The organism is Streptacidiphilus sp. MAP12-16 (genome assembly GCF_041262165.1).
Taxonomy (GTDB): Bacteria; Actinomycetota; Actinomycetes; order Streptomycetales; family Streptomycetaceae; genus Streptacidiphilus.
Genome location: NZ_JBGCBY010000030.1, coordinates 81,300 through 103,117 on the forward strand (window position 1 = coordinate 81,300; position 21,818 = coordinate 103,117).

The 21,818-nt window shown below is 70.9% G+C and carries 15 protein-coding genes, 1 tRNA gene and 1 other RNA gene; 4 read left to right on the top strand and 13 right to left on the bottom strand.

All coding sequences use genetic code 11. The features are described from left to right. Nucleotides 1-16 precede the first annotated feature (16 nt). On the bottom strand, nt 17-631 hold the full coding sequence (locus ABIA33_RS30990; RefSeq protein ID WP_370086000.1) for a GNAT family N-acetyltransferase: 615 nt from the start codon (nt 629-631) through the stop codon (nt 17-19). Between the two features lie 657 nt (nt 632-1,288). Between ABIA33_RS30990 and ABIA33_RS30995 the strand changes: the two genes are divergently transcribed. From ABIA33_RS30995 to ABIA33_RS31005, 3 genes are all read left to right on the top strand, one after another. Further along, nucleotides 1,289-2,683, top strand: a complete 1,395-nt coding sequence (locus ABIA33_RS30995) for an MFS transporter (protein ID WP_370086017.1) — start codon at nt 1,289-1,291, stop codon at nt 2,681-2,683. A 396-nt stretch (nt 2,684-3,079) separates the two neighbouring features. Then, nucleotides 3,080-6,040, top strand: a complete 2,961-nt coding sequence (locus tag ABIA33_RS31000; protein WP_370086001.1) for a protease pro-enzyme activation domain-containing protein — start codon at nt 3,080-3,082, stop codon at nt 6,038-6,040. A gap of 159 nt (nt 6,041-6,199) precedes the next feature. Continuing rightward, nucleotides 6,200-8,080, top strand: coding sequence for a prolyl oligopeptidase family serine peptidase (locus ABIA33_RS31005; RefSeq protein ID WP_370086002.1), 1,881 nt, complete (start codon nt 6,200-6,202; stop codon nt 8,078-8,080). A 27-nt stretch (nt 8,081-8,107) separates the two neighbouring features. Here ABIA33_RS31005 and ABIA33_RS31010 read toward each other — a convergent pair whose 3' ends face one another. The 10 genes from ABIA33_RS31010 to ffs all read right to left on the bottom strand — a co-directional run bounded on the left by ABIA33_RS31010 (nt 8,108) and on the right by ffs (nt 18,480). Next, nucleotides 8,108-8,881 (bottom strand): SURF1 family protein, encoded by a 774-nt coding sequence (locus ABIA33_RS31010; protein ID WP_370086003.1) that lies wholly within the window; start codon nt 8,879-8,881, stop codon nt 8,108-8,110. A gap of 297 nt (nt 8,882-9,178) precedes the next feature. After that, nucleotides 9,179-10,570 carry a DUF4232 domain-containing protein gene (locus ABIA33_RS31015; RefSeq protein ID WP_370086004.1) on the bottom strand — a complete coding sequence of 464 codons (1,392 nt, stop codon included), beginning with the start codon at nt 10,568-10,570 and terminating at the stop codon, nt 9,179-9,181. Further along, nucleotides 10,567-11,196 (bottom strand): SigE family RNA polymerase sigma factor, encoded by a 630-nt coding sequence (locus ABIA33_RS31020; RefSeq protein WP_370086005.1) that lies wholly within the window; start codon nt 11,194-11,196, stop codon nt 10,567-10,569. Before ABIA33_RS31020 ends, ABIA33_RS31015 begins: the two co-directional genes overlap by 4 nt. Before the next feature lie 356 nt (nt 11,197-11,552). After that, the gene (locus ABIA33_RS31025; RefSeq protein ID WP_370086006.1) at nt 11,553-12,650 is read right to left on the bottom strand and encodes an aspartate-semialdehyde dehydrogenase; all 1,098 of its coding nucleotides are present in this window, start codon (nt 12,648-12,650) and stop codon (nt 11,553-11,555) included. Then, the gene (locus tag ABIA33_RS31030) at nt 12,647-13,927 is read right to left on the bottom strand and encodes an aspartate kinase (RefSeq protein ID WP_370086007.1); all 1,281 of its coding nucleotides are present in this window, start codon (nt 13,925-13,927) and stop codon (nt 12,647-12,649) included. The genes ABIA33_RS31025 and ABIA33_RS31030 overlap by 4 nt, the downstream gene beginning before the upstream one ends. 128 nt (nt 13,928-14,055) lie before the next feature. Next, nucleotides 14,056-14,721 (bottom strand): DUF5063 domain-containing protein, encoded by a 666-nt coding sequence (locus ABIA33_RS31035; protein WP_370086018.1) that lies wholly within the window; start codon nt 14,719-14,721, stop codon nt 14,056-14,058. Nucleotides 14,722-14,758: 37 nt separating this feature from the next. After that, the gene (recR, locus tag ABIA33_RS31040; protein WP_370086008.1) at nt 14,759-15,358 is read right to left on the bottom strand and encodes a recombination mediator RecR; all 600 of its coding nucleotides are present in this window, start codon (nt 15,356-15,358) and stop codon (nt 14,759-14,761) included. A 275-nt stretch (nt 15,359-15,633) separates the two neighbouring features. Further along, on the bottom strand, nt 15,634-15,975 hold the full coding sequence (locus tag ABIA33_RS31045; RefSeq protein ID WP_370086009.1) for a YbaB/EbfC family nucleoid-associated protein: 342 nt from the start codon (nt 15,973-15,975) through the stop codon (nt 15,634-15,636). Between the two features lie 103 nt (nt 15,976-16,078). After that, on the bottom strand, nt 16,079-18,313 hold the full coding sequence (locus ABIA33_RS31050; RefSeq protein ID WP_370086010.1) for a DNA polymerase III subunit gamma and tau: 2,235 nt from the start codon (nt 18,311-18,313) through the stop codon (nt 16,079-16,081). Nucleotides 18,314-18,383: 70 nt separating this feature from the next. Beyond that, nucleotides 18,384-18,480, bottom strand: an RNA gene (gene ffs / locus ABIA33_RS31055) — signal recognition particle sRNA small type. A 131-nt stretch (nt 18,481-18,611) separates the two neighbouring features. Here ffs and ABIA33_RS31060 point away from each other — a divergent pair. Next, nucleotides 18,612-18,696, top strand: a tRNA-Ser gene (locus tag ABIA33_RS31060). Nucleotides 18,697-18,971: 275 nt separating this feature from the next. Here the strand turns inward: ABIA33_RS31060 and ABIA33_RS31065 are convergent. Both ABIA33_RS31065 and ABIA33_RS31070 read right to left on the bottom strand, forming a co-directional pair. Next, the gene (locus ABIA33_RS31065; RefSeq protein ID WP_370086011.1) at nt 18,972-20,177 is read right to left on the bottom strand and encodes a VWA-like domain-containing protein; all 1,206 of its coding nucleotides are present in this window, start codon (nt 20,175-20,177) and stop codon (nt 18,972-18,974) included. A gap of 143 nt (nt 20,178-20,320) precedes the next feature. Next, on the bottom strand, nt 20,321-21,628 hold the full coding sequence (locus ABIA33_RS31070) for an AAA family ATPase (RefSeq protein WP_370086012.1): 1,308 nt from the start codon (nt 21,626-21,628) through the stop codon (nt 20,321-20,323). Nucleotides 21,629-21,818: the final 190 nt, after the last annotated feature.

Here is a 21,818-nt window from a genome sequence, read left to right on the forward strand (position 1 = left end):
GCCGGCGCGACCGCGGTCAGACCGTGGCTCGTCCGAGATAGGTGATCGGTCCGGGATCGGGCACCGGAATCTCGAAGAAGCCCAGGCGGTCGTAGAAGGCTCGCGCCGGGGTGTTCGCGGTCACCATGCCGAGGTGCACGGTCGAAACGCCTTTGCGGTGCAGTGCGCCCAGGAATGCCTTCATGAGTGCTCGGCCGTGCCCTGCGCGTTGGTGGCTGGGCAGCAGGTCGATGTGGAGGTGAGCCGGATACGGCGCCAACTCCGGTACGAGCATCCGTTCCGGACGGTACATCAGGTCGATCATCACGTCGCTTGGCGTCGACGGCGGGCCCTCCGGCGCGGGATAGCGCTCTGTCAGAGTCGGTAGCCACTCGGCTCGGTAGCGCTTGACGAAGGTCTGGGTGTCGGCCGTGCCGAGGATGTACCCGACGGCCCGCTCGCCGTCGTCCACGACGAAGGCGAGATCCGGCTCCAGCCAGGCATACGGCGCGGCGAAGATGCTGGGCATCAACTCCGGGTCGGGGTAGAGGTGGCGCGAGTCGCCGCCTTCATGGGCGGTGCGCACGCAGATGTCGTAGAGGGCGTCGCGATCCTCGGGCCGATAGGGACGAACACTCGGACGTGTGGTCATGGATAGGATGATGAACGAATGGGAGCGCTCCCACAATCCCCTGGCGTGACGACGCCAAGCGACACCGTCGAGGGCGGCATCGGTCGGCGGCGACACCGTCGAGGGCGGCATCGTCGAGGGCGGCATCGGTCGGCGGCGACACCGTCGAGGGCGGCACCGTTCGAGGGCGGCATCGGTCGAGGGCGGCATCGGTCGAGGGCGGCATCGGCCGGCGGCGCAGCCCCCGTCGCCGACGACCGTCGCGCTCCCTCGCGAGCGTCGCACACCGGCAGCGCAAGAAGGCGGGGAGCATTTCGCCCTCATCCGCGATCTGGAGCGGCCAATTCCTTCGATCGTCACGGCTGAGTCGTCGTGTGTTTTTGCCCCCGGAGCCATCCGGGGCCGTGGTCGTGCGGACACAATTCGTCATGAGCGCTTCATTCTTGCTGCTCGGCGTAGCCGGGCGCGACCGATGGACGCAGCGGCACCTGCCCGACGACACCCGTACATCTGGGCGACGCGGCAGGGACAGGACACCTCCCCTTCCGAATATATCTGCCTCCGATATAATCTGGCAGTGTGACCCAGCCCGGAAGGAGAGATGCCGTGACCGCGAACCGTCAGCAGCCGTCGCCCGCGCTTGCCTCGCTGCCCGGCGGCCGTCCGCACGGCTGGGCCCTGCTGACCGAGGAGCGGGCCAGGCCGGACCGGATCCGAACCCGTCCCTGGGCCTGGCGCCTGGCCGTGGCCACCGTCTGCTTCGGCGCGTTCATGGGCCAACTCGACGCCAGCATCGTGACCCTGACGTACCAGCCACTCGGCACCCAGTTCCACGCCGGTCCCGCCGCGGTCGAGTGGGTCTCCCTCTCCTATCTGCTCGCCCTGATCGCACTGCTGGTCCCGGTCGGCCGCTTCTCCGACGCGCACGGCCGCAAGCTGATGTATCTGTACGGGTTCGCCGTGTTCACCGCCGCCTCCGCGGCCTGCGGACTCGCGCCCAGTCTCGGTGTGCTGGTCGCGTTCCGGGTGGTGCAGGCCCTCGGCGCCGCGTTGATGCAGGCCAACAGCGTCGCGCTGGTCACCACCAGCGCCCCGCCCGGCAGGATGCGGACCGCGCTGGGCATGCAGGCGGCGGGGCAGGCGATCGGCCTCGCGCTCGGTCCCACCGTCGGCGGCGCTCTGGTCTCCACACTCGGCTGGCGCTGGGTCTTCCTCGTCAACGTCCCGATCGGGATCTTCGCCCTGCTGGCCGGCCAGTACCTGCTGCCGCGGACCCGCCAGCGCGCCGGGGGAGCGAGGGTGGACGTGGTCGGCGTACTGCTGCTGGCCACGGCCACCACCGCTGCGCTGCTCGGACTGTCCGTCGGCTCCGGGCTCGGCCTGCCCGTCTGGACTGCGGCGGCGCTGGTCGCCCTGGCGCTCGGCACCGGCTGGGCCTTCGTCCGCCGCCAGTCCGCCTCCACTCACCCGCTGGTGGACCTGCGCCTGCTGCGCTCGGGCGGCATAGCCCCCGGACTGGTCAGCGGGCTCTGCGGCTACCTCGTCCTGTTCGGCCCGCTGGTCCTGGTGCCGGTCGAGCTCGGACGGCGGGGCGAGTCCCCGCTGTTCGCCGGACTGGTGCTGACCGCCCTTCCGCTCGGCTTCGCGGTCGCGGCCACCCTCGCCGAGCGCCTACTGCCGACCACCTGGGACGACCGCACCCGAGCCCTCTCGGGCAGCGTCGGATGTGTAGTGGCCCTGGTGTTGATGGCCGTTCTGCCCTCGACGGCCGCGGTACTGCCGCTCCCGCTCGGTCTGCTGGGCTTCGCACTCGGGGTGTTCACTCCGGCGAACAACACCCTGGTGATGGGGGCGATCCCGCAGTCCTCGGCAGGGACGGGCGGCGGCATGGTCAACATGGGGCGGGGCATGGGCACCGCCCTCGGCGTCGCCGCGGTCACCCTCGCCCTGCATCTGGCCCCAGGGGAGGCCGGTTCGCGTGCGGCCGTGGCGGTGCTGCTGGCCTTCGCACTCGTCGCGCTGGCGACGACGACGGACTCGAAACGGACGAAAGCCTCCCACAACGGGAACTGAGTGTCAGCCACAGCACAACTGCGCTGCCACGTTGTTATAACAATGGGACCGGATGTGCTCCTGGTGCAGACAGTAAGAGCCCGGTCCTGATAGAAATTGACTCTCGTTCGTTCTGCAAGGGGGGCTAGTTCCGGTACGCCTTCTATACCGGTACCGTTCGTCACTTTTATCCGTGTCTGCATCCGGGCCCATTGCTGGGATCCACGGATATCTGTCCGCTTTTCTCCCTATGCATGGCGACGGCAGTCGAGTCAGCATCCGACCGCACCGTCATCGATGTATGACGTCGTGTCAGCTTCTAGGAGAATCTGCATGGCCAAAAAGGTCAGCACGGGCCGAATCGGTCGAATAGACCCCGAATCGGCTCGCCCCCGGCGCATCGGTAAGGCCGCGCTCGTGGCTGCGACCACGGTCGCAGCCCTGTTCGCCACTGCCGCGGCCACCAGTGCCTCGGGCGCGACCACTGTCGGCGCAACCGGGTCGGGTGGCGCGAGCGCCTCGCCTCAGCGCGTCGGCAGCGCCCCTCGTATTCCCGCCGGAGCCGTCAAGACCGGCGGCGCCGCCGGAAGCACGACGGTCCAGCTCAGCGTCGGCCTCGAGCCGCGCGACCCGCAGGCCCTGAAGTCCTTCATCGCCGCGACGTCCACCAAGGGCAACCCGCAGTACCACCACTACCTGGCCAAGGGGCAGTTCGCCGCCACCTTCGGACCCACCCAGGCGACGATCGCCGCCGTCACCGCCTCGCTCAAGGCCCAAGGCCTGAACCCGGGCACGGTCAGCGCCGACGGCCTGTCCATCCCGATGACGACCACACTGGCCGCCGCCGCCCACGCCTTCGGCACCAGCTTCTCCAGCTACAAGCTGAAGGACGGCACGACGGGCTACGCCAACAGTGCCGCCCCGCAGATCGCCGGGAACGTCGCGGGCTATGTGTCCGGTGTCACCGGCCTGGAGTCCCTGACGCACCGCCAGAGCATGCACACCGGGCTGCGCACCACCGGCGCCAAGGCGGGCGGCAGCAGCACGGCCACCACCACCCGCCGGACCGCTGTCGCCAGCGGCCCGCAGATCTGCGCCGGCGCCACCAGCGCTCTCTCCACGCTCACCGGCAGTCCGAGCGACGGCAGCGGCTACTACAGCGCCGGCAACCTGGCCAACACGTACGGCATGGAGCACACCGCCACCAGCGGTTCCGGCGTGACTATCGGCGTCTTCGAGATGGAGAACTTCTCCAACTCGGACCTCGCCTCCTACCAGTCCTGCTACGGCACCCACGTGTCGGTGAGCCGCTTCAAGACGGACGGCGGCCCCACCGAGCCCGTCTACCCCGCGACCAACAACGGCATCGAGTCGCTGCTGGACATCGAGGACATCGCGTCGCTGGCCCCGGGCGCGACGATCATCGACTACCAGGGCACCGACCTGGACAAGACCACCGACACCACCTGGCTGCACAACTACCAGGCGATGGTGCTGGACGACCGCGCCAGCGTGCTGTCCATCAGCTACGGCGGCTGCGAGCTGTACACCGCCAACGCGGTGTTGAACGCCGAGAACTACTACTCCATGGAGGCTGCGGCACAGGGTCAGACGATCCTCGCCTCCTCCGGTGACGACGGCGCGACCGGGTGCTACCGCGCCGGCGGCACCCAGCAGTTCGCGGCCTCGGTCAGCGACCCCGCGAGCCAGCCCTACGTGACCGGCGTCGGTGGCACCAGCCTCTCCGGCTCCCCCGCCACGTCGCGCTCCGCGTGGAGCGGCACCGGCGGCGGTACCTCCAACGTCTGGTCGCTGAACAACTCGTTCTTCAACTACCAGACCGGCTTCACCGCCCCGGGCTTCAACAGCGCTGCGTGCCAGGCCCAGACCGGCTACACCTGCCGCCAGACCCCGGACGTCGCTGCTGACGCCGACCCGAACTCGGGCTACCCGCTCGCCATCGGCGGCGGCTGGGGGATCGTCGGCGGCACCAGCGGCGCGACCCCGACCTGGGCGTCGATGATCGCCATCGCCAACACCCAGACCGCATGCAAGGCGAACGGCCCGCTGGGCTTCATCAACTTCGCCCTGTACTCGGCGGCGTCGCCCACCACCTACAGCGCCGACTACACCGACATCACCAGCGGAACCAACATCGCCCAGGCAGGCGTCGGTTACCAGACCGGCACCGGCTACGACCTGCCCACCGGCCTCGGCGAGCCCAAGGCCGCCACGCTGAGCAACAGCCTGTGCGCCTCACTTCCTGCTGCCGCGAAGGGTGCCGGTACCTTCCACCCGGTCAGCCCGACCCGCGTACTGGACACCCGTTCCAAGAACGGCTCCCCCGTGCCCTTCGGTGGCATCACCGGGGTCCAGATCACGGGCAACAACGGCATCCCGTCGACCGGGGTGACCGCTGTGGTCCTGAACGTGACCGTGACCGGCACCACCGGCGGGGGACACCTGACCGTCTGGGGCGACTCGACCCCGCGCCCGACCACGTCGAACCTCAACTGGGACCGCGCCGGCCAGACCATCTCCAACCTGGTGACCATCCCGGTCCCCGGTGACGGAGGGGTGGACTTCTTCACCAACAGCGCCACCCACGTGATCGCCGACGTCCAGGGCTACTACACCAACGACACCAGCGGCGCGACCTTCACCAGCCAGGCCCCCACCCGCATCCTCGACACCCGCTCCGCGCTGGGTACGCCGAACAAGGGCCCGGTCAACTACAACACGATCAGCCTGAAGGTCGACGGCGCGAACGGCGTCCCGAGCAACGCGACGGCCGTCGTCATGAACCTCACCGCCGCCTTCACCGCCAGCAACGCCGGTTACCTCGAGGCCTACCCCGAGGGCACCACCGCGCCGACCGTCTCCAACGTCAACTGGTCCTCGACCGGCGCCCTCCTCTCGGGCCTGGCGATCGTCCCCGTCGGCGCGGACGGCAACGTCAGCATCAAGGTCAACGGCAAGTCCGACGTGGTCGGCGACGTCTTCGGCTACTTCACCGCCGACACCAGCGGCGCGAAGTTCACCGCAGCCGGCCCCGCCCGCATCCTGGACACCCGCAGCTCCGGCGCACTGGCCGGGGGCCACACCCTCGCGCTCCAGGTCACCGGTGCGAACGGGATCCCCAGCGGCATCAAGTCCGTCGTGCTGAACATCACCGTCACCGGTACCACCAGCGCAGGCTTCCTGGAGGCCTGGGCCGACGGCACCACCCGACCCGCTGCCGCCTCCAACGTCAACTGGGTCACCGGGCAGACCATCCCCAACCAGGTGATCGTCCCCGTCGGCGCCGACGGCAAGGTCGACCTGTACGTCAACAGCAACACCCAGGTCATCGCGGACGTGTTCGGCTACTTCAACTGATCACCGTCAGCACGACCCGCACCACCAGCTCGATCCGCACAAGCTGAGCGACACCAGCTGAGCGACACCAGCTGAGCGACACCAGCAACATCACGAGGTCCGCCGGTCATTCGACCGGCGGACCTCCGCTTTTGGACGCCCATCGGGTTGGATGGACCCATGAGCAGCAGCCCCCAGAGCAGCGAGTCACAGCCGTCAGCGACCTTCACCGACCTTCCGGCCTGGGAGCAGCGCTTCCGGGCGGCCAGGGTCGGCCTGCCCGAGTGGGCCGAGGACGCGCCTGAGCGCTCCCTCTTCGTCTCCAACGCCACCGGCACGTACGAGGTCTACGCGTGGGACCGCTCCTCCGGTGTCCAGCGCCGGGCCACGAACCGGGCGAACGGCACGACGGACGCAACGCTGTCCCCGGACGGGGAGTGGATCTGGTGGTTCGACGACACCGACGGCGACGAGTTCGGCATCTGGCGGCGGCAGCCCTTCGGCGGTCCTGCGGCCGCCCCGGGCAAGGACGGCACGGGCAGAGACGGCACGGGCAAGGACGGCGCGAGCGCGGACGACGAGGCCGTGCCCGGCCTGCCTGCCTCCTACCCCGCCGGGCTCGCCCTCGGCCGTGACGGCACGGTCGTCGTCGGCCGCTGTACCGACGCCGACGGCTCGACACTGCACCTCGTCCGGCCGGGCTCGGATCCTGTCGAGGTGTACCGCCACCGCGAGTCGGCCGGCGTGGCCGACCTCTCGCACGACGGGACCCTGCTCGCGATCGACCACACCGAGCACGGCGACACGATGCACTCCGCGCTGCGCGTCATCCGTACCTCGGACGTCACGACCGTCGCCGAACTCGACGACGCGACCGGGCGCGACGAGCCCCTCGGACTGTCCTGCCTCGGCTTCGCGCCCCTTCCCGGAGACACCAGGATGCTCGTCGCCCACCAGCGCAGGGGCCACTGGGAGCCGATGATCTGGGACCCGGTCAGCGGTACCGAGCAGGAGATCTCCCTCGACCTTCCCGGCGACGTCTCCGCGGAGTGGTATCCGGACGCCTCCGCCCTGCTGATCGAGCACACCCGCCACGCCCGCAGCGAGCTGTACCGCTACGACCTCGCGACGGCCGCGCTGGAGCGCCTGGACACCCCGCCCGGCACGGTCTCCGGCGCGAGCGCGCGGCCCGACGGCAGCGTCGAGTTCCTGTGGTCCTCGGCCGCCGAGCCGCCTGTCGTCCGCTCCACGGGCGGCTCGGTGGTGCTGGCCGCGCCCGGCCCGCAGGCCCCGCCGTCGGTACCGGTGGAGGACGTGTGGGTGGACGGCCCCGGCGGCCCGGTGCACGCCCTGGTGCAGCGTCCGGACGGCGAGGGCCCGTTCCCGGTCGTCTTCGACATCCACGGCGGCCCGACTTGGCACGACAGTGACGCCTTCGCGGCCGGTCCCGCCGCCTGGATCGACCATGGCTTCGCGGTCGTCCGGGTCAACTACCGCGGCTCGACCGGCTACGGACGCGCCTGGACGGACGCGCTGCGCAACCGGGTCGGCCTGATCGAGCTGGAGGACATCGGCGCCGTCCGGGCCTGGGCGATCGACTCCGGGCTCGCCGATCCGGCCCGGCTGGTGCTCACCGGCGGCTCCTGGGGCGGATATCTCACCCTGCTCGGTCTGGGCACGCAGCCGGAGGACTGGGCACTGGGCCTGGCCGTCGTCCCGGTCGCCGACTACGTCACGGCGTACCACGACGAAATGGAGGCACTGAAGGCGATGGACCGCACCCTCGTCGGCGGCACCCCCGAAGAGGTCCCGGAACGCTACGCCGCGTCCTCCCCGCTGACGTACGTGGACCAGATCAAGGCCCCCGTCTACATCAGCGCCGGGGTGAACGACCCGCGCTGCCCGATCGTCCAGATCGAGAACTATGTGGCGCGGCTGGAGCAACTGGGCAAGGTGCACGAGGTCTACCGTTACGACGCCGGGCACGGCTCGCTCGTCGTGGAGGAGCGGATCAAGCAGCTGCGGCTGGAGCTGGACTTCGCGGCGCGGCACCTGGGCTGAGCACTCGCCAAGATCGGCGGAGAGGTGTCAGATCTCCAGTCCGAGCGCCCGGTCCCGGGCCACCTCGACCTCACGGCGAACAAAACGCGCCCACATGAAGATCACAAAGCCGGCGAAGACGAACCACTGGCCGGTGTAGCCGAGGTTCTGGAACGCCTGCAGGGTCAGGCCGTTGCCGCCGGAGGGCTGGTACGTCGGTACGGCGACCAGGTTCGCGTCGCCGCCATCCAGAGCCACCCAGCCGTCGTACACCGAGTACGGCAGCAGGTTCACCAGAGTGGACGGGCTGATCATGCCGACCTGCCCGGCGGGCAGGCTGCCGCTGCCGATGACCTCGGGCGAGCTCGCGTCCTCCGGAGTCTGCAGGCGTCCGTGCAACTGCACGGTGCCCTGGGGCGGAGCGGGCAGGTCCGTGGCGCTGGCGGTCCACCCCCGGACCACCGCGATGCGGAGCCCGCCGCCGGTCGGCTGCAGCGGGGTGAGGACGTAGTAGCCGCTCCGGCCGTTCACGGTCCGCTGCGGCACCAGCAGTTGGTGGGCGGCGTCGTACTGTCCGCTGAAGCTGATCTCACGGCCGACGTCGTTGGCGGCGACCGTGTGCGCGTCGGAGCCCTGGAGCAGGCCGGCCAGCGGGACGGGGCGGGCCAGCGCCGCCGCCTGGGCACTCCGGTGGTCGCCGGCATGTGTGCGCTGCTCGAAACGGCCGAGCTGCCAGACCCCGAGCCAGACGCACACCGGCACGGCCAGCACGGCGAACAGGTTGATGCCGAGCCAGCGCGGGGTGAGGAGGAACCGGTACACACCACCACGGTAACCAGAGCGTCGGAGCCGACCGCACGGGGGTCCGGCGCGACGCGGCTCGCGCGACCGGTCCCGCGCGACGCAGCGTTCTGCGGAGGGGTTACCCCCGGGCGATTCGGCGTTCTGCGGCAGGGTCGCGCCGCGCGATTCAGTGCGCTGCAGCAGGGTCATGCACCAGGCGAGGCTCACGCCGTGGGCGAGCGTCATGCCTCTCACGCTGTGGGCGAGCGTCATGCCTGGGCGAGGCTCACGCCGTGGGCGAGCGTCATGCCTGGGCGAGGCTCACGCCGTGGGCGATCAGCCCGCTGCGAGCGGCCCCGTTCGGTAGACCGTGCCCGCGCATGCGCCGGGCAGGACGGCGCTGGCCGCGACCGCACCGCCCACTCCGGGCGTGTGTCCCAGGGTCACGCTCGGCGTGCCCCCGGTCCCGCCCGAGCCCTGGCCCCCGGTACCGCTGGAGGCCGTGTTCGAAGGAGCAGCCGCCGCCGAGGGGTCCGCCGCGGGTGACGCAGTGCTGGTCGGCGTCGCCGTGCTGCACGCCGGAGCGCTCGCACCGCCGGCGGGTACCCAGGCGAAGTCGACGACATAGGACTGGCCGGGGGTCAGCAGCACCGGGCCGGCGGAGGCGGCGGGTACGGGCAGTCCACCGGCCGGGTCGCCCGCCGTGTGCTGGAGGACGTTGATCTGGGACGCGTTCGCTCCGCTCACCGAGAGCACCGCGACCGTGCCCGCCAAGGAGACCTGGCAGTTGGCCGTCGACACATTGGTGACCTGGAACGAGCCGTACACCACCCCGGCCGAGTCGGCGCTCTGCACCACGTCCGTGCCGGCACCCAGCTGGGAGCGCTGGCACTCGCCAGCGGTGGAACTCGGCGCTGCGACGGGCGGATGGCCGGGGGACAGCACCGACCAGGGCGAGCCGGAACCGGTCCGCCCGGTGACCGGGAAGGACTGCAGCACGCCGGAGCCGGGAGTGCCCGGCATCAGCGAGGCCGCGCCAGCGCCGTTGGACGTGCCAGGGTACGGCTGTGCGGTGTCCTGCCACGGGCTCGCGCCGGGGTGGAGGCCACCGCTGGTAGGCGTGCTGGTGGCTGCGTCACCGTAGCTCTGGGTGGTCTGCGGTCCCCCTGCGGTGTCGATCGAACCGGTTGCCGAGTGCAGCGCGGCACCGCCGATCACACCGAGGGCGAGCGCCGCGGCGACCGAGCCGAACGTCCGCCTGCGGCGCAGCCGGCGCTGCGGCACGGCATGGCGCAGCTGCTCCAGGGCGCCGGGGGTGGGTTGGAGATCGCTGACGGCCCGGTGCAGCAGCTCGCGCAGCTCACGTTCCTCGGGGGCGAGGTGGCTGTCCACGTCGGCGCGGAGGGCCTCAGCTCCGCTTCCCGTCCCGATACCGCTTCCCGTCCCGGCCCCGGTGCCCGTTCCGGAATCCGCCGCGGTGCCGGTCACCGGGACGAGCCAGGGCGGAAGGGAGTTCGGCGGCGCCACCGGCATCGGTGGGACGCCCCCCGGGCGCGCTGCGTTGCCGCCGGGGCGGACCACCCGGACGTAGGCGCGCGGCTCGCTGGAGCGCGGCCGGTCCGGCCGGGCAGGCCCGGAGGCCGGGTCCGGCGCGGAGCCCGGGTCCGGCGCGGAGCCCGGGTCCGGCGCGGAGCCCGGTGCGGCCGGGTGGACGCTGTCGCCGCTCATGACGTGCTCTCCATGGCCACGCGCAGCGCCGCGAGGCCCCGTGAGCCGTAGGCCTTCACTGATCCGATCGAGATACCGAGGCTGTCCGCCACCTGAGCCTCCGTCATATCGGAGAGGTAGCGCAGCACCAGCACCTCCCGCTGGCGTCGCTGCAGCCCGCGCAGCGCCTTCCGCAACTGGTCCCGCTCCAGGGCGTCGTACGCGCCCTCCTCGGCGCTCGCCATGTCCGGCATCGGCTTCGGCAGCAGCCGCAGGCCCATGATCCGACGGCGCAGCGTCGAGCGGGACAGGTTGACCACGGTCTGCCGGAGGTAGGCGAGGGTCTTCTCCGGGTCGCGGACCCGGCGCCTGGCCGCGTGCACGCGGATGAACGCTTCCTGGACCACGTCCTCACAGGAGGCGGTGTCGTCGAGGAGCAGGGCGGCCAGGCCCAGCAGGGAACGGTAGTGCGCCTGGTAGGTCTCGGTGAGCTGGTCGACGCTGGTGCCCTCGGCGACGACGGAAAGCTCGGCCCGGTCCGCGCTGTGCTCGACGACCTGCTCGACAACGTGATCGACCACATGCCGCACGTTCGGAAAAGGGGCGGTCATGGGGCCGCCCCGGGCCACCAGAAGACTTCCCGCCATATCCGCCACGACCGTTGGACGTGTGACACCACTCGATGGTTGTACTGGGGAAGCGGCTCACGCTCGGAGACACGCTCGCGCTCGGAGAAACGCTCGAAGACAGACTCCGGGACAGAGGTGTCCTGAATGCGGTGCGTGCCCGTCATGTCGCCGCCCTCCCACGTCTGCCGCCCACGGCACCACAGTTCCTCAGCACCACCGTTGCGGCTCCAACGGTACGGTGCAGTACTACGCGCGTCACCCGAATGTCCAACCTCGAAGGCAGACACGCACGAGGACCCCGCGAGGTTCCCCTCCCGAGCCGGGCGCTCGCCCCCGAGGCGGGCGCTCGCCCCCGAGCCGCGCGTCCGCCGCACTCAGACCAGCTCGGCCGCCACGACCTCGGCGATCTGAGCGGTGTTCAGTGCCGCGCCCTTGCGCAGGTTGTCACCGCACAGGAAGAGGTCCAACGCATAGGGGTCGTCCAGTGCCCGCCGTACCCGGCCGACCCAAGTCGGGTCGGTGCCCACCACGTCCGCAGGGGTGGGGAACTCACCGGTCGCGGGATCGTCGTAGAGCACGACGCCCGGCGTGGTGGCGAGGATCTCCTGAGCGCGTTCGACGCTGACCTCGTTATCGAACACGGCGTGCACCACCAGCGAGTGGGTAGTGATCACCGGAACCCGGACGCAGGTCGCCGAGACCTTGAGGTCGGGCAACCCCAAGATCTTGCGGGACTCGTTGCGGACCTTGAGCTCCTCCGAGGACCAGCCGTCCTCCTTGACCGAGCCCGCCCACGGCACCACGTTCAGTGCCAGCGGCGCGGGGAAGGGACCAGTGTCGGCGACTGCCCGGCGCACGTCGCCGGTGCGCGTACCCAGCTCGTCGCCTGCGGCGTCGGCCGCGGCGACGGCGGCGGTCTGCGCGCGCAGGGCGTCGATACCGGGCTGTCCCGCGCCCGAAGCCGCCTGGTAGGAGGCGACGACCAGTTCCTTCAGGCCGAACTCGGCGTGCAGGGCGCCCAGCGGCACGACCATCGACAGGGTCGTGCAGTTGGGGTTGGCGATGATGCCACGGCTACGGAGCCGCACCGCGGCGGCGTTGACCTCGGGGACGACCAGCGGCACGTCCTCGTCCATCCGGAACGCGCCGGAGTTGTCGACGGCGATCGCGCCCTTCGCAGCGGCGATCGGCGCCCAGACTGCGGACACCTCGTCAGGGACATCGAACATGGCGACGTCCACGCCTTCGAAGCACTCCTCGCTGAGCGCGAGTACCTCGACCTCCTGGCCGCGGACGCGAAGCTTGCGTCCGGCGGAGCGGGCGGAGGCGATCAGGCGGATCTCGCCCCACACGTCAGCACGGGTCGAGAGTAGCTCCAGCATGACCGTGCCGACCGCGCCGGTGGCCCCGACGACGGCCAGCGTGGGCTTGCGGGCAGCCCGAGCGTCCTGGTCGCCACCGCCCGGGGTCACCGGCCGGTCCCGCCGTAGACGACGGCTTCGTCGCTCTCTGTGTCCAGACCGAAGGCGGTGTGCACGGCGCGTACCGCCTCGTTGACGTCGTCGACGCGGGTCACCACCGAGATCCGGATCTCCGAGGTGGAGATCAGCTCGATGTTGACCCCGGCGTCCGACAGCGCCTCGAAGAAGGTCGCGGTGACCCCGGGGTTGGACCGCATGCCGGCGCCGACCAGGGAGATCTTGCCGATCTGGTCGTCGTAGCGCAGCGACTCGAAGCCGATGCCGCCCTGTGCCCGTTCCAGCGCCTCGATGGCCTTGCGGCCCTCCGTCTTCGGGGCGGTGAAGGAGATGTCGGTCAGCCCGGTGGAGGCGGCGGAGACGTTCTGCACCACCATGTCGATGTTGATCTCGGCGTCGGCGATGGCACGGAAAATCCGCGCGGCCTCGCCCGGCTTGTCCGGGACGCCGACGACGGTGACCTTGGCCTCCGACGTGTCGTGGGCGACCCCGGAGATGATGGCGTGCTCCATATTGTTACTGTCGCCCCCTTCTATGGGCTGGCTGCTGACCCACGTGCCGACGTGTCCGGAGAACGACGACCGTACGTGGATGGGCATGTTGTAGCGGCGGGCGTACTCGACACAACGGGCGAGCAGCACCTTGGAGCCGGACGACGCCAGCTCCAGCATGTCCTCGTAGCCGATCTGGTCGATCTTGCGCGCCTTCTTCACCACGCGCGGGTCGGCGGTGAACACGCCGTCCACGTCGGTGTAGATCTCGCATACCTCGGCACTCAGCGCGGCGGCCAGGGCGACCGCCGTGGTGTCCGAGCCGCCACGCCCCAGGGTGGTGATGTCCTTGCTGTCCAGGGACACACCCTGGAAGCCGGCCACGATCGCGATGTTGCCCTCGTCGAGGGCGGTACGGATGCGGCCAGGCGTCACGTCGATGATGCGCGCCTTGTTGTGGACCGAGTCGGTGATGACGCCGGCCTGGCTCCCGGTGAAGGACTGGGCCTCGTGGCCCAGGGATTTGATCGCCATCGCCAGCAGGGCCATGGAGATGCGCTCTCCGGATGTCAGCAGCATGTCGAGCTCACGTCCGGCAGGGAAAGGCGACACCTGCTCCGCGAGGTCGATGAGCTCGTCCGTCGTGTCGCCCATCGCTGACACCACGACGACGACCTCATGGCCGGCTTTCTTGGTGTCGACGATTCGCCTGGCGACTCGCTTGATGCCCTCGGCATCAGCGACGGAGGAGCCGCCGTACTTCTGCACGACAAGGCCCACGTGCGCTCCTCGTATCATCTGGTACTGCAGTGCTTCTGGCTCCGCACCCCCCGGAAGGCATGCGGTCGGCCCAGTCTATCGAGCAGGGCCGCGGCACCCAGGTCATTCCGGATGCTGAGACCGGCTGCTCACCGACCGAGACCGCGCTGTTGCGCCCCGGGACCACCGAGCTCGGCGGCCATCAGCTCCCCTGCCTGCTGCTCCAGTTGCTCGTCGGTGAGGCCGTCGTCGTCGGTGTCCGCGCCGTCGACCGGTGCGCCGATCGGGCTGTCCAGGCGGACGTGCGCGACGAGCGAGTGCAGCGCGCGGAGCACGGAGGTGGTGGTCGAGCCCCAGTTGGCCAGGTAGGAGAACTGCCACCACCACAGCGCTTCGGACACCCGGCCCTCGCGGTAGTGCACCAGGCCGTGCTCCAGGTCGGTGACCACACCGGCCACGTCGTCGGAGATCCGGCAGGGCACGGGCTTGTCCACCGGGCCGTACGGGTCGAAGACCTCGTGGTAGACGTCGATCGGCGCGAGCAGTTCGGCGAGGCGCTGGCGCAGCTCGTCCTCGTCCCGGTCGGGGCCGGTGTCGGGCTCGTAGCGGTCCTCGGGCAGGACATCCTCGATCGCGCCGAGGCGGCCGCCGGCCAGCAGCAGTTGTGAGACCTCGAGCAGCAGCAGGGAGATGGCGCTGCCGGGCTCGTCACCCTTGGCGATCTCGTTCACGGCCAGCACGAAGCTGTCGACCGAGTCCGCGATCTGCACCGCGAAGTCGTCCGGTTCCGGGTGGTCGTCCGCACGCTGGGTCATGCTCTGGGGGCGAGGTCCCGCCGTGGCGGAGGTGATGTCAGACATCGAGAAGTCGTCTCCCTTCGAAGGCCCGTCCGAGGGTGACCTCGTCGGCGTACTCCAGGTCTCCCCCGACTGGCAGGCCACTGGCCAGACGGGTCACTTTCAGGCCCATCGGCTTGAGCAGCCGGGCCAGGTAGGTCGCGGTCGCCTCCCCCTCGAGGTTGGGGTCGGTGGCCAGGATCAGTTCGGTGACCACGCCGTCGGCGAGGCGCGTCATCAACTCCCGGATCCGCAGGTCGTCGGGACCGACGCCCTCGATCGGGCTGATCGCCCCACCGAGCACGTGGTACCGGCCGCGGAACTCCCGGGTCCGCTCGACCGCCACCACGTCTTTGGGCTCCTCCACCACGCAGATCACCGAGAGGTCGCGGCGCGGGTCGAGGCAGACCCGGCAGCGCTCGGACTCGGAGACGTTTCCGCAGACCGCGCAGAAACGAACCTTCTCCTTGACCTCGTTGAGTGCGTTCGCCAACCGGCGCACGTCCACCGGGTCGGACTGGAGGATGTGGAAGGCGATCCGCTGCGCGCTCTTGGGACCGACGCCGGGCAGCCTGCCCAACTCGTCGATGAGGTCCTGGACCACGCCCTCGTACACGCTGCCGTTCCTGCCTTCCGTTGGCTCGGTGCCATCATCCTCTGGCCGAGGCTCCCGCCACACCCTCCCGACACACCCGGAGCGAATGCGCCGGGGGGCGTGCGGGGGTCTTCAGGGAGTCAACATCGGGATCCGGGTCCGGATTCGGATTCGGCTCTGAATCTGGATACGGCTCTGGATCCGGCTTGGATCTGGATCTGACTCTGATCTGGCTTTGGCTTTGGCTTTGGATCTGGATCTGGATCTGGATCTGGATCTGGATCTGGATCGGTGGGTCAGAAGGGCAACCCGGGGATGCCGCCGCCGCCCAGACCCTGCGCCAGCGGGCCGAGGCGCTCGGCCGCGAGCTTCTGCGCGGAGGCGTTGGCGTCGCGGACGGCGGCGAGGATCAGGTCAGCGAGGGTCTCGGTGTCGTCGGGATCCACCGCCTTGGGGTCGATGACCAAGGCCTTCAGCTCGCCGGCGCCACTGACCGTGGCCTGCACCAGGCCACCACCGGCGGTGCCCTGCACGGTGGCCTGGGCCAGCTCCGCCTGGGTGCGGGCGAGCTGCTGCTGCATCTGCTGGGCCTGCTGCAGCAGGGCCTGCATGTCGGGCTGTCCACCACCGGGGAACATGGTTCGCTCCTGTCTGAAGGTTCTGCTGTCGCAGCCGGAGTCCGTACGCCGTGAGCCTACGTGGTCCAGGTGACGGCCGGCCCGCCTTACGCGATCGGGAGCGTCAACGGTCGTGGTCGATCTCCTCGATCACGGTCGCACCCAGCTCGCGCATGATCAGTTCCGGACCCGACACCATCCCGTGGGGGTAGACCGGATCCTCCTCCTCCGGGACGTCGTCGTCGGGCCAGAAAGGCGGCGGCGGCGACAGATCCGGAACGGACGAGGTGGTCGGCGTCGGGGCTGTCGCCTGCGGCGGGGTCGGCGTCACCGGGGAGGGTGTGGGGACCGAGGGCGGAGACACGGGCGAGGGCGAAACCGGCGCGAAGGCGGAGGCCTGCGGCGGTGGCTGGGTCGGAGACGGAGCCTGCACCGGCACCTGTGACGGCGCCTGAGCTTGATGTCCCGGTTGCAGTCCCGGTCCTGGTTGCTGTTGTTGCGGTTGCTGCTGCTGTTGCGCCTGCGCCGCGGCCGGACCGGGACCCGGCCCTCGTCCCACCGAGGGATCGATGAGGCAGTCGATCCGCCAGGACACCCCGAGCGCGTCCTGCAGCGCCTGGCGCAGGATCTCGTCGTGGCCGCCGTTGACGAAGCCGTCACGGGTACCGGCGTGCTCGAAGGACAGCTGGAGCGTGCTGCCGTCGAAGCCCGCGACCTGGGCCTGCTGCACCAGCATCCAGGTAACCCGGCGACGGCCCTTGACCGCTTCCAGGATCTGCGGCCACAGGCGGCGAACCTCGCCCGCGCCGCCCTGCGGGGCGGCCTGCGCCGGAGACGGAGACGGCGGCGTCTGAACCGGCGGGACGGGCTGGACCGGCTGCATCTGCTGCGTCGACTGCGGCGGTTGCGGCGGCTGGACAGCCTGCTGCTCGGGAGTCGCGGCGGACCCCGACGCGGGGAAGCTACGAGGTACCGGCCAGGCCCCGCGCGGCGGGCTCGCCTGCGCGGGCGCAGGCTGCGCCTCCTGCGCGGGTGCGGCGGCAACCTGGGGCGCCGCCGCCGGCTCAGTCCGGACGGCAGTGGGAGGAGCAGCGGCAGCGACGGGCTCGGCGACCGCCGCGCTCTGCGGTGCCGCGACACCCCCACCCCCGCTCGTACCCGCGCCGGTACCCCCGCTCGCAGCTGCGCCGCCCGCGCCGAACGCCGACCGCCGCTCCAGCTTGTCCAGCCGAGCCTGCGTCGACCGCTCGTCGTCGTACGCGCCGGGCAACATCACGCGTGCGCAGATCAGCTCCAACTGCAGCCTGGGCGAGGTCGCCCCACGCATCTCGGTAAGTCCTGTGTTGACGATGTCCGCGGCGCGGCTGAGCTCGGCCGGGCCGAACTGCGCGGCCTGCCGCTCCATCAGCGCGACCCGGTCGGCCGGGGCGTCGATCAGCCCCTTCTCGCCCGCGTCGGGCACGGCGGAGAGGATGACGAGATCCCGGAGCCGTTCCAGCAGGTCTGCGACGAACCGGCGCGGGTCGTGGCCACCCTCGATGACCCGGTCCACGATGCCGAAGACGGTCGCGCCGTCCTGCGCGGCGAACGCGTCCACAACCTCGTCCAACAGGCCGGCGTCGGTGTAGCCGAGCAGGGCCGTCGCCATGGCATACGTCACACCCTGGTCGGCGGCACCGGCGAGCAGTTGGTCCATCACCGACATCGAGTCGCGCACCGAACCGGCCCCGGCGCGGACCACCAGCGGATAGACGGAGTCCTCGACCTGGATCTGCTCGCGACCGCAGACCTCGGCGAGGTAGTCACGGAGGGTGCCCGGAGGGACCAGCCGGAAGGGATAGTGGTGCGTCCTTGACCGGATCGTCCCGATAACCTTCTCGGGCTCGGTGGTGGCGAAGATGAATTTGAGGTGCGGCGGGGGTTCCTCCACCACCTTCAGCAGTGCGTTGAAGCCCGCGGTCGAGACCATGTGGGCCTCGTCGATGATGTAGATCTTGTAGCGGCTGGAGGCAGGCGCGAAGAACGCCTTCTCTCGCAGGTCACGGGTGTCGTCGACACCACCGTGCGAGGCGGCGTCGATCTCGATGACATCGATCGAACCCGGCCCGCCGCGCGCCAGATCCCGGCAGGACTGGCACTCGCCGCAGGGCGTGGGTGTAGGCCCCTGCTCGCAGTTGAGGCAGCGGGCGAGGATGCGCGCACTGGTCGTCTTACCGCAGCCGCGCGGGCCGCTGAACAGATACGCGTGGTTGACCCGGTTGTTGCGCAGCGCCTGCTGGAGCGGACCGGTGACGTGCTCCTGACCGATGACCTCGGCGTAGGTCTCGGGGCGATAGCGGCGATAGAGAGCGAGCGACACGTCACTGACCATAACGGTCCCCACTGACATCCGACGCCGCCGCAGGAATCAGGCAGCCTGAACCCGGAAAAGACAGGACCCCCCGTGCACCCGCCAGAGCTCACTTACCCTTGCTGCCTTCCGGCCCTGGGGGAGTTCAGCGAGATAGCGCCACACGAGGGGCTGGGAAACAGCGTACCGGATCCCGGCAGCCCCCCGTGACCACCTCCGCGCCGATCACCCCTCCCCGACGACCCCCAGGTCAGCCCCTCGGGAACGTGTTCGCGAGCACCCCCAAACGTCTAGTAAGCTCTCCCACGGAGGATTCGCCTAGTGGCCTAGGGCGCACGCTTGGAAAGCGTGTTGGGGGCAACCCCTCACGAGTTCGAATCTCGTATCCTCCGCAGGTCAGAGGGCCCGCACCGCTTCGGCGGTGCGGGCCCTCTACGTTTCTGGTCTCAACCAAGTCTTCGTGAAGCCCACCGGAGCCCGCCTCACGCCTCCGTCACGGCCCGCGCTCCGGGCCCGAGCCCTCACGACTCTGATGTCCGGTGCGGGTCACCCCTTCCGGCGAAATGCAACCAGGAGAAGGTCAAATGTAACCGTGTCGCGGTTACATGAGCGGTCAGGCGTCCGCACGAACAGCATCACGGTCGTTGTGCTGCACCAGTGCGCTTTCTCAGCTGATGGTGACGACGCGGGCCCAGTGCGGCGGGGAGTCCGGGACGTAGTCGGAGTTTTCCTCGTCCACTGCGCGCGTTGGACGGGGGAAGAGACCGACGACGGTGCGGCAGGGGGGCTGCACTGAGGGCCAGGGTGTCTGACCGTCCGTCAGAGCGACGATCACGTCCGGGCGGGGCCGGGAGCGGAGCGCCCGGTCGAAACCGGAGCGCAGATCCGTTCCCCCGCCGCCGACCAGTTCGATGTTCTCGGCGCGGCAGAGCGGGATGGCGATCCCGGCCGCCGCGTCGCAGGAGATCACCGACACCAGGTCGCGCCGCCCGCCCACCGCCTGCGAGATCGCCGCCACCTCCAGCAGCGCGCTGCCCAACTCGGCATCGCTCACCGACCCTGAGGTGTCGATCACGACGCAGACCCGGGGCGGCATACGACGCAGGCTCGGCAACAGCACCCCGGGAACAGCGGCCGATCGGCGGGACGGACGCCGGTAGCTGTGGTCCTCGCCCGCTCCCGATGCACCCGCCGCGGAGCGGACCGCCGCCCCCAGCAACTGCCGCCATGGCTGTGGTGGATGGAACGCCTCGTCCGCCCACCGGCGCCATCCCTCCGGAGCGTCGCCCGGCCGGCCCTTGATTCCCTCGGCGACCCGGAAGCGGACCGCGTCCCGCTGCTGCTTGTTCAGCCCGTGCGCCCCGTCGGGTCCCAGTTCCCACGGCCGGTCCTGCCCGTCGGCCCCACTGCCGCAGTCCATCCAGGCCAGGTCCGCAGCGAGCCCGGACATCGACGCCCTCCGCAGGTACTCCTCCATCAGCAGCCCGTCGGGCAACCGCAGCAGCGACGGCAGCACCGCCCCGGCAGGTAGGGGCAGACCGTCGCCGTAGACGTCGTCGTTGATCTCGAAGTCGGCGGCGATGTTCCGCCGCAGCCGCTCGCCCGGCCCGTACTCCTCGTGCTCCCGCGCATACCGCTCGCCCCGCCCGTGGTGGTCGCGGAGCAGGTGGGAGACCTCGTGCACCCAGACGCCCGCCAGCTCCTCCACCGGGGTGCGCGCCACGAAGCCGGGGGAGACATAGCAGCGCCAGTGCGTGTCCACCGCCATCGTCGGCACTGAACGGTCCTCCACCACGTGCAACGCGAAGAGTGCGCCGGCCAGGTAGGGACGGACCTTCACCGCGTGCAGCCGGGCGGCCAGCAACTTCTCCATGTCCAGAGGGAGCCCGGGTCGGCCGTACGGCCCGCCGAAGCCGGCCGTCGGCCCCGGCACGGTGGCCCGCACCGGGCGCGGCGGTGAGGGCCGGGACATCGGGCGCGGCACTGGGCGCGGCCCCGGGCGCTTCGCAGCCCCCGTCATCGGCGCGCCCCCGTCGCACGCGCGGAGTCGGCCGCAGCCGCGGCCCGCCCCACCGACTGGTCGGCCAGCCGGGCGAGACCGATCACCCCGGCTAGCCGCTCCACCGCCTCCGGCACCTCCCAGTCGTCGCGCCGCAGCGCGGCCAGCGCCGTCGCCGGGGCGACCAGCAGATCCGGGACGCCGGTCTCCAGCGCCCGGACCAGCACCGCCCAACCCGCCTCCCACCGCGCCCGCTGCGGCCGTGCCCCTACGGCGGCCACCACCGCCTCCAGCGCGGCCTGCCGCAGATCGCCCCGCTCCGGCAGCTTGGCGGAGGCCGGATCGGCCAGCAACGACTCCGGGTCCGGCAGTTCCATCCGGTCCAGATGGGCGAGGAGTTCGAGCCCTGGCCCGTCCCCCACCGCGCCCCTCACCAGCAGCGCCAGCACCTCCCGGGAGGCGGAGGCCGCCGTGCCGAAGGCCAGCAGAGTCAACGCGGCCTCCCAGCTCCGGGGCGAGGGCCAGGCACCGCCGCGCCGCGTTTCGGTGCTCGGCAGCCGGTGGATCAGCGTTGACCGAGCTGCCAGAAAACCGCAGACTGCGCGCCGGGCGTAAGCCACCGCCCCTGGCAGCCGCTCGGGCACCAGCGAGGGCAGCTCCGCCCTCGGCCAGATCCCGCCCAGCCCGCGCACCACCACATCCCGGTCATGCACCCAGTACAGATGCACGAACCGGTTCGCCAGCGGCGGGCTCAGTTCCCACCCGTCCGCCGCCGACGCGCGCGGATTGGCTGCGGCCACGATCCTTACTCCCGGTGGCAGTTGCAGCGTCCCCACTCTCCGCTCCAGGACGACCCGGAGCAGCGCGGCCTGGACGGCCGGGGTGGCGGTGGAGAGTTCGTCCAGGAAAAGCAGCCCCCGCCCGGCCCGAACGAGTTCCACGGCCCACTGCGGCGGCGCCATCGGCACCCCCTGCACCGTCGGGTCGTCGCCGACGATGGGCAGCCCGGAGAAGTCGGTCGGCTCGTGGACGCTGGCGATCACGGTCGTCAGCGGCAGGTCGAGGGAGGCGGCGAGCTGTGTCAGGGCTGCGGTCTTGCCGATGCCCGGCTCGCCCCACAGCAGCACGGGCAGGTCAGCCGCGACAGCCAGGGTGAGGGCTTCGAGCTGCTCATCGGGGCGCGGCTCGGTGGTGGTCGTCCGTAGCAGGGCCAAAAGGTCCTCGGCGACGACGAGTCGGGTGCCGGTTACGGATGCGCCGGCGAGGGTGGGTGCGGGCGCACCGACGGCCGGGACCGGGGCGGGCAGGAGGGTACTGGCGGTCATGGGCATCACCTGGGGTGGGATAAGGGAACGGGACGGCCCGTCCCGGAGGTGGTGGGGTCGTGGGGGGGGGGGGGGCCCGCGGGCGGGGGCCCCCCCCCCCCCCGGGGGGGGGGGGGGTTGTTTAGCACCCCCCGGGGGGGGGGGGGGGGCGCGCGGGCGCCCCCCCCCCCCCCCACCGCCGTGGTGAAGG

Coding starts and splice junctions, on each gene's coding strand:
- ABIA33_RS31035 (WP_370086018.1), bottom strand. CDS start 14,721: ATGACCCAGCGTGCGGACGACCACCCGGAACCGGACGACTTCGCGGTG.
- ABIA33_RS30990 (WP_370086000.1), bottom strand. CDS start 631: ATGACCACACGTCCGAGTGTTCGTCCCTATCGGCCCGAGGATCGCGAC.
- ABIA33_RS31020 (WP_370086005.1), bottom strand. CDS start 11,196: ATGGCGGGAAGTCTTCTGGTGGCCCGGGGCGGCCCCATGACCGCCCCT.
- ABIA33_RS31065 (WP_370086011.1), bottom strand. CDS start 20,177: ATGGAGAAGTTGCTGGCCGCCCGGCTGCACGCGGTGAAGGTCCGTCCC.
- ABIA33_RS31015 (WP_370086004.1), bottom strand. CDS start 10,570: ATGAGCGGCGACAGCGTCCACCCGGCCGCACCGGGCTCCGCGCCGGAC.
- ABIA33_RS31005 (WP_370086002.1), top strand. CDS start 6,200: ATGAGCAGCAGCCCCCAGAGCAGCGAGTCACAGCCGTCAGCGACCTTC.
- ABIA33_RS31070 (WP_370086012.1), bottom strand. CDS start 21,628: ATGACCGCCAGTACCCTCCTGCCCGCCCCGGTCCCGGCCGTCGGTGCG.
- ABIA33_RS31045 (WP_370086009.1), bottom strand. CDS start 15,975: ATGTTCCCCGGTGGTGGACAGCCCGACATGCAGGCCCTGCTGCAGCAG.